This window comes from Streptomyces sp. NPDC059534 (assembly GCF_042743475.1).
Lineage (GTDB): Bacteria > Actinomycetota > Actinomycetes > Streptomycetales > Streptomycetaceae > Streptomyces.
Genome location: NZ_JBHWAQ010000090.1, coordinates 1 through 7,186 on the forward strand (window position 1 = coordinate 1; position 7,186 = coordinate 7,186).

At 68.6% G+C, this 7,186-nt stretch carries 6 protein-coding genes and 1 pseudogene; 2 read left to right on the forward strand and 5 right to left on the reverse strand.

Annotated features, from left to right (window positions below; translation table 11 throughout):
- Nucleotides 1-91: 91 nt before the first annotated feature.
- The 4 genes from ACFVZH_RS39535 to ACFVZH_RS39550 form a co-directional block, all read right to left on the reverse strand.
- The gene (locus ACFVZH_RS39535) at nt 92-769 is read right to left on the reverse strand and encodes a hypothetical protein (protein WP_384905386.1); all 678 of its coding nucleotides are present in this window, start codon (nt 767-769) and stop codon (nt 92-94) included.
- A gap of 2 nt (nt 770-771) precedes the next feature.
- Nucleotides 772-1,122 (reverse strand): tyrosine-type recombinase/integrase, encoded by a 351-nt coding sequence (locus ACFVZH_RS39540; RefSeq protein WP_384905388.1) that lies wholly within the window; start codon nt 1,120-1,122, stop codon nt 772-774.
- The gene (locus ACFVZH_RS39545) at nt 1,119-1,697 is read right to left on the reverse strand and encodes a hypothetical protein (protein WP_384905390.1); all 579 of its coding nucleotides are present in this window, start codon (nt 1,695-1,697) and stop codon (nt 1,119-1,121) included. The genes ACFVZH_RS39540 and ACFVZH_RS39545 overlap by 4 nt, the downstream gene beginning before the upstream one ends.
- A 1,393-nt stretch (nt 1,698-3,090) precedes the next feature.
- Nucleotides 3,091-3,699: a TetR/AcrR family transcriptional regulator gene (locus ACFVZH_RS39550; protein WP_384905392.1), complete on the reverse strand. Its 609-nt coding sequence runs from the start codon at nt 3,697-3,699 to the stop codon at nt 3,091-3,093.
- A 61-nt stretch (nt 3,700-3,760) separates the two neighbouring features.
- Between ACFVZH_RS39550 and ACFVZH_RS39555 the strand changes: the two genes are divergently transcribed.
- Together ACFVZH_RS39555 and ACFVZH_RS39560 are read left to right on the forward strand one after the other, a co-directional pair.
- Nucleotides 3,761-5,125, forward strand: a complete 1,365-nt coding sequence (locus tag ACFVZH_RS39555; protein WP_384905396.1) for a flavin monoamine oxidase family protein — start codon at nt 3,761-3,763, stop codon at nt 5,123-5,125.
- A 29-nt stretch (nt 5,126-5,154) separates the two neighbouring features.
- Complete coding sequence (locus ACFVZH_RS39560; RefSeq protein ID WP_384905394.1) at nt 5,155-6,915, forward strand: aldehyde dehydrogenase family protein; 1,761 nt, start codon at nt 5,155-5,157, stop codon at nt 6,913-6,915.
- Nucleotides 6,916-7,100: 185 nt separating this feature from the next.
- Here the strand turns inward: ACFVZH_RS39560 and ACFVZH_RS39565 are convergent.
- Nucleotides 7,101-7,186, reverse strand: a pseudogene (locus ACFVZH_RS39565) (IS5/IS1182 family transposase); the annotation flags it as partial.

Genomic DNA, 7,186 nt, shown 5'->3' on the forward strand with positions numbered 1-7,186 from the left:
GCTCGCGTAACTCGGCCGGATAGTTCCTCAAAGGACGTGACATGGACTCCATCTCCTCACGAAATGAAGTCTCCGAACACACCGGAGCGGTTCACTGGGAGACCTGTGTGAGATTGAAATCGCTGCGGGAGCGATGGAAGCGAACCCCGAAGCGCTCGGTCTCGATGTATCCGGCCTCCTTGGTCTCCTCCGGGGTGAAGTAGACGATCCGCAGTTCGGTGGACGTCTCGCGCAGGAGACCGGCGAAGCGGGTGGGAACGGGCTCGCCAGCCGACGCCAGATCGAACAGCGATGCAACACGGTGGTCCTGGAGGAAGCGGACGGCGGCGCGGAGCTCGTTCATGTGCCAGCCATGGCGGGATGCCTGCTGCGTGTGGGCGAACAACCCCCACTGGAACTCGGCCCTGGTCAGGGGCGGCAGGCCCCGGAGGTCGAGCGTGCCTGCCGCGGGATCGGGTCGCCGGACCTCGGCGGGCCCGGCCTCGCTGAGGAAAGCGCGACGCGCGACACCTTCACGCCGGGCGCGCAGCGACTCCCTCTCATGGGGACTGCAGATGTCTCTGCGTGAAGATTGGGCGTTTCCGCAGCTGGCGACCTTGCAGCCCCAGCGATAGACGGGGTGGTCCGCGGGGATCTCGATCACGGAGCCGTGGTAGAGCGGATCGGCCGACGGGCCGCCGAGCAGAGTGGTCAGCACTTCAAGCCTGTCGCGAGTGCGACGGGCGTGGACCGGGTCGGCCAGCAGCCGGATCGGGGACTTCGTGCCCATTGTCAATCAACCCACGTCTTCAGCAGCGCCGCGTTGAAGACGGGGTCGTTGACGTCCACGTGGGCGTAGATCTCGTCGACCACCTGGGCGGAGGCCCAGCCGCCGGCATCCCGGGTCACCACGAGGTTGCCATCAGAGGCATCGAGGGCCGCGGTCGCGAAGGAGTGCCGGAAGCCATGAGGGCGAATCCTGCCCAGCCCCGCCCGGGCTGGGGCCCGGGCGATCATCTTCCGGACGCCTTCCGGGGCCCAGGGTAGGCCCCGGCCCGGTCCGTGCTGCTGGACCAGGAGCATCCCGTGGGAGGTGCCGCGAGGGTACTCGCCCGTGAGGTAGTCGAAATAGGCGTGGATCATCGCCGGGCTGGCCCGCTTGATGAGCCCGCCCGGATGGTGCCGTCCGTCAGTTCCCAGGGCCGTTTCGTCCTCGCCCCGGCGCCGTTGGGCAGGCCCTCGCGATGACACACGTGGACGTGCGGAGTGCGGCACTCGCCGCAGTGGGCCCCTTCCCGCAGGTGGAGGTCGCACAGGTGCAGCTCGCGCTGCTCTCCGACGCGGAATCCCCCGTCGCTGAGCCAGTCGACGACCAGCCGGTCCCGGGCCGATTTCACCACGGCCAGCATCAGCCCGCGGGCGTCGTCCGGCAGCATCTTCGGATGCCGACGGCGGATCCTGCGCGGCGCCAGCGGGTTGGCCTCCATGTCCTTCGTGATGTGGCCCAGCAGGGCGCGGTCCCGGTCCTGTCGGGTCGGCATCCGCTGCTTGTCGAGCGTCTCGGCCAACTCGGTGTTGATGCCAAGCTCGGCCTTCCGCAGGTAGAAGCCCTTCAGACACAATGCCGCCGAGGACAGCGCGCTGTTGCCGTACAGCCGCTTGCCAACCCGCCACGGCGACCTCAGCGGGGCGGCGACCTTCGCCCCGACCGCGCCCACGTACCGCTCCAGGTCCCGGAAGCCGACGTTCTCCGGGGCCAGTCTCTCGTGCTCCAGCCATCGCAGATGGTCGACGAGTAGGTACGTGTACGGCCAGTCCGACCCCGTACCCGCGTACTGTGACAGGAACCGCTCGGCCCCCGCATGTACGCCACCGGCAGGCTGGACGATCGTGTATGATCGCCGTCGTCCCCGTTGGTGATCTCCTGCACCCTGCGCTGACCGATTGACAGCCTGTGTGCCACGTTGCCCTCCGTGCCGACCTGCCTGGACATGGCGAACACCACGACGCCGGTCGGCAAACGAGCACGGGATGTCCGTGGTCACAGGCAACACGGACATCCCGAACAGTTACGGCACAGGCCGGAAAAGCGTGCGAGACGTCTCGGTGCTGGCGGAAACGGCGCCGTGGATCGCGGCCAGGGCGCGAGCGATGTCCAGGAGCCGATACGCCTGCGCGCGGGAGATGTCGAACTCCACGGCGCAGTAGGACTCCCAGCTGCCGTGCCCGAGCAGCGCACCCAGAAGCGAGCGGCGTGCGCGTCGCGAACCCGGGCGGCGAGCCCCGCCACAGAGCGCCGGACATCGTCCATCGCCTCACGCAGCCCGGCCGTCACCTCCCGGGCCTGCGCCGTCGTGAGCGGCAGCCGCGCCGATTCGGCAACGACGTCCTGGTCCTGGTCATGCTCGCCCATGCCTCCATCGTCCTCCGCCGGGGCCGGCCGGGCCGGGGACGCGTGGAGCAGGGCCCTGGAGAGCTTGCCGCAGAACGGCGGCAGCGAGGCCGACTCTGCGGAAAACGCTCACCACCGGGCTTACCAAGGTCCTAGTCTCCGGTCATGAACAGCCAGGTCACCCCGCCTCTCGCCGGATCGTTCCGGCTGGGCGTCTTCGACACCTCGGTCCTCACCTCCGACGTCGTCTCGGCACTTGGTCGGGGCGAGCCCTCCTCGAGGTATTGTTAGACTGACTAGCAGCCTGTCGGTGAAGACCAGCTTCTGCTTACGGCCGGCACCAGCCGCCCGGCGCCGGTCCCCGCCACGCCACTCACACAGAACTGACTCACGCACCGCCGCCCACTTCGGGGCCAGTTCTTCGATCAACTCGCCGAGATGTTGGCGGGAGATACCAGACAAGGCAGGATGGGAACAGGCCGCACGGGCCTAGGATTGCTTCACAACCTTCCTAACCCGTGCGGCCCTTCACATGTCACGGCCCGACCTCAGCCCAGAACATTGCTCCCCAGGTCGTAAGGTGACGGCCGCGACCATCCTGCTCAGTGTGGTCCTGCGGAGTGACCGCGGGCCCGTCGCCCGCTGGTTCGCCCGGCACCCACAGCCCGAAAAGCCGGACAAGCGCCGCCGCCGGCGGGTGACGGCGGGAGCTGGGGCGGTCACGCCGACGGCGGGCCGCTGTCAGTCACCACCCCGTCGATGAGATTACGAATAAGGTCCGCCGCTTGCATCTGGGCCTGATCGGGCTCTTCGGTCTCCGCGACGGTGATGGACAGCTCGGTGAGCGCGCCGTAGAGCGCTATGGCGACGAGGTTGGCCGGGTGAGGTCGCAGGCGGCCGGCGTTGAGCGCGGCGTTCACGATGTCGAGGACCAGGCCGCCGAGGTGGAGCTGATCCAGTTCACGCCACCGCTGCCAGCCCAGGGCGATCGGCCCCTGCTGGAGCACGATGTGTCGATAGGCATGTTCGGCGCAGACGTCGAGGAACGCGTCGACCGCCCTGTAGGCACGCCCGCGCGGATCGGGTACGGGAGTGATCGCCACCCGGATGCGTTTGGTGGCCTGTCGCTCCAGCTCCTCGAAGACGGCCTCGAAGAGTCCGGGCTTGCCGCCGAAGTGGTGATAGAGCGCGCCCCGGGTCAGCCCGGCGGTACGTACCAGCTCCTCCGCGGAGACACTCGCGTAGTCCCGCTCGGTGAAGAGACGCAGGCCCGTGGCTAGCAGGGCGCGGCGCGTGTTCTCCGCGTATTTCTCGCGCAGTGTTTCCATACGCCATGAATATCACATACGTTGCGTATGTTAGACGCACTCTACTTGAATGGTGGACGTGATGGAGAAGTCAGCGGACGTCGTGATCATCGGAGCCGGAGTGGCCGGCCTGGTGGCCGCCCGAAACCTCGTACGGAACGGAGCAGATGTAATGGTCCTGGAAGCACGTGACCGTGTCGGAGGCCGGCTCCTCAACGAAGAGCTGCCCGGTGGCGCCCCTGTCGAAGTGGGCGGGCAGTGGGTCGGTCCGACCCAGCACCACGCCATAGAGTTGATCAGGGAACTGGGCCTGCGCACCTACCCGACCTACGGCGACGGTGAGCACATCGGAGAGTTCGGCACTACCCGCTCCCAGTACACGGGCCGGATTCCCAAGCTCAACCCACTGCTCCTCGCCGACATCGGACAGGCCCAGTACCGCCTGGACCGGATCGCGCGCCAGATCGCCGCGACCGATCCGTGGCGGGCACCCCAGGCCGAGGAGCTGGACAGGCAGACCTTCGACACCTGGCTGCGGAGAACCGCACGCACTGCGGGCGGCCGGGAGTTCTTCCGGCTGATCGTCGAGGCAGTCTTCTCCGCCGAGCCCGAGGATATGTCCGCGCTCTGGGTCGCCTTCTACGTCGGCGCCGCCGGCGGCCTCGACCCGCTGATCAACATCGCCGGCGGGGCCCAGCAGGACCGTGTCGTCGGCGGAACACAGCGTATCGCCCTTGAATTGGCGGAGGATCTCGGCGACCGGGTCGTCCTTGAAGCCCCCGTCACAGACATCGACTGGCAGCCCGCAGCGACCTCGGGCGTCCGCGTCACCACGCGCAGCGGCCTGACCGTCCGCGCCCAGCGGGCAGCGGTCGCTGTCCCGCCGCCGCTCGCCGCCCGCATCCGTTTCACGCCATGCCTCCCCGGTGACCGCGACCAGCTCGTCCAGCGGATGCCGATGGGCCGGGTCATCAAGGTCAACGTCGCCTACGATGAGCCATTCTGGCGCCATGCGGGTCTTAGTGGCCAGGCGAACAGCACCCACCGCCCGTTCGGCACCGTCCTCGACAACACCCCCCACGACGGCTCGTGCGGCGTGCTCGTCGGCTTCCTCGAGGGCCGCCACGCCGACGCCGGCGCACGCATGGACCCCGACGAGCGCCGCGCCCAGGTGATCAACGACCTCGTCGGCTACTTCGGCCCCCGGGCCCGCAACCCCATCGCCTACATCGAACGTGACTGGGCGGAGGAGGAGTACAGCCGCGGCTGTTACGGAGCCTTCGCCGTGCCCGGCACCCTCACTCGCTTCGGCCCGGCGCTGCGCCGTCCGGTCGGCCCGCTGCACTGGGCCGGCACCGAGACCGCCACCCGCTGGGCGGGCTACATCGACGGAGCCGCTGAATCCGGTCACCGCGTCGCCGACGAGATCCTCCCCAAGCTCTCCTAACCCCCGACACGTGAACGAGGCCCCCCACCATGAACACCACCCCCGCCACCTCCGACCTTGACCCCGACGCCCTCGTCGCACGGCTCGCCTCCGGCGAACGTGTCTGGGCCCGCACCTACCTGGACGAACGGCGCGAGCTGCTCCTCAATGTGGCGGCCGCCACCGCGGCCGTCGCCGACGAATGGGTTCGCATCGCGGCCAGGATCAAGCAGCTCAACCCCACCTCCCCACTCGTCGGAGAGGAATGGATGAGCGGCCCGTATGCGGTGCTCACCTACCTCCAGGCACTCGAGGAAACCCTTCGACGCCTCGACCAGGGAGCTGACGTTCTCGCCGGCACCCGGATCACCCGGGCCCCGGGCGGCCGGCTCGCCGTCCAGGTCCTGCCCTACAACACCTACGACAAGCTGCTCATGAGCGGCTTCCACGCCGAGGTCTGGACGACCCCCGGCGTCACCGAGGACCAGCTTCGGGCCACGGCCGGCCTCACCCAGCGGACACCACGACAGACCAGGGGTGTGGCCCTGATCCTGGGCGCCGGTAACATCTTCTCCATTCCGCCCCTGGACGTGCTGTACCAGCTGTACGCCGAGAACCGCACGGCAGTCCTCAAGCTGAACCCCACCACCGACCCGCTGGCCGACGTCTACCGGGCGGTCTTCAAGCCGCTCATCGACCGGGGCCTGCTCGAGATCGTCACCGGCGGACCCGAGGTGGGTGCTGCGCTCACGGAGCACCCCGGGATCTCCGCCGTGCACATGACCGGAAGCGAGGCCACCCACGACGCCGTGGTTTGGGGAACCGGCGAGACGGCGACGGCCGCCAAGACCGCGGGCACACCGAAGCTGGCCAAGCCCATGACCAGCGAACTCGGCGGCGTCTCCCCGATCATCGTCCTGCCGGGAAAGTGGTCCGACGCAGACCTGCGCTACCAGGCCGAACACGTCGCCACCATGCGACTGCACAACAGCGGCTGCAACTGCATCGCCGGCCAGATCCTCATCCTCAGCTCCGACTGGCCCCAGAAGAGCGCCTTTCTCACCGCGCTCCGTCGGGCCCTCGCCACCGCGCCAGCCCGTCCGGCTTGGTACCCCAGCTGTGAGGCCCGCGTCCAGGACGCCCGTAGCCTCCACCCCGGTCATGCGGAGAAACCCGGCGGCACCCCGGAACGCACCCTCCTCACCGGCCTGGACCTCACCGACGACAGCGAGTCCGCCTTCACGACCGAGTACTTCGGGCCGGTCCTCGGCGTCACCGAACTGCCCGGCACCGGAACGCAGTTCCTCGGCGCCGCTGTCACCGCCGCCAACGATCGGCTCCGCGGAACCCTCGGCGCCAACATCATCGCTCATCCCAACACCCTCAAAGCCCTCGGCCGCCGCCTCCGCGGCGCGATCGCCGACCTGCGCTACGGCACCATCGCCGTCAACGCCTGGACCGGCGTCGGCTACGCCACACCCCGCGCCACCTGGGGAGCCTTCCCCGGCCACACCCTGGACGACGTCCAGAGCGGCATCGGCACCGTCCACAACGCTCTCCTCCTGGACCACACCGAACGCACTGTCGTCACCGGCCCCTTCCGTCCCGCACCACGATCCGTACTGCTCGGCGACACATCCATCTCCCCGAAGCCCCCCTGGTTCGTCACCAATACCACTGCCGCTCGCACCGGCAGACTCCTCACCAAGTTCGCCGTAAACCCCCAATGGCATGACCTGCTCACTCTCTTCGCCTCCGCCCTCCGCGGCGGGTCTGTCAATCGTTCGGGTCTGTTCCGTAGTCGGTGGTGACGGAGGGTATGGCCAGCCAAGGAGGATGCGGTGGCGGAAGAGGGGGAAGCTCGCGCGGCCGTACATCTGACGCTCGATCAGCTTGCCTGCGCAGGCGCCGCCGTTCCTCGCGTTCGGCGCTGGTCAGCTCGCCGGCGGCGCCTTCGCCGCGATCGGCCTGCTCACGCCGGACCTAGTGAGCGTTTTCAGCGTTGCCTCTCCAGGGTGAGGACGGCTTTGGTGATGACGGTCATGCGGTTGGGGCTGATGCGGGATCTGCGGAAGATCTGCC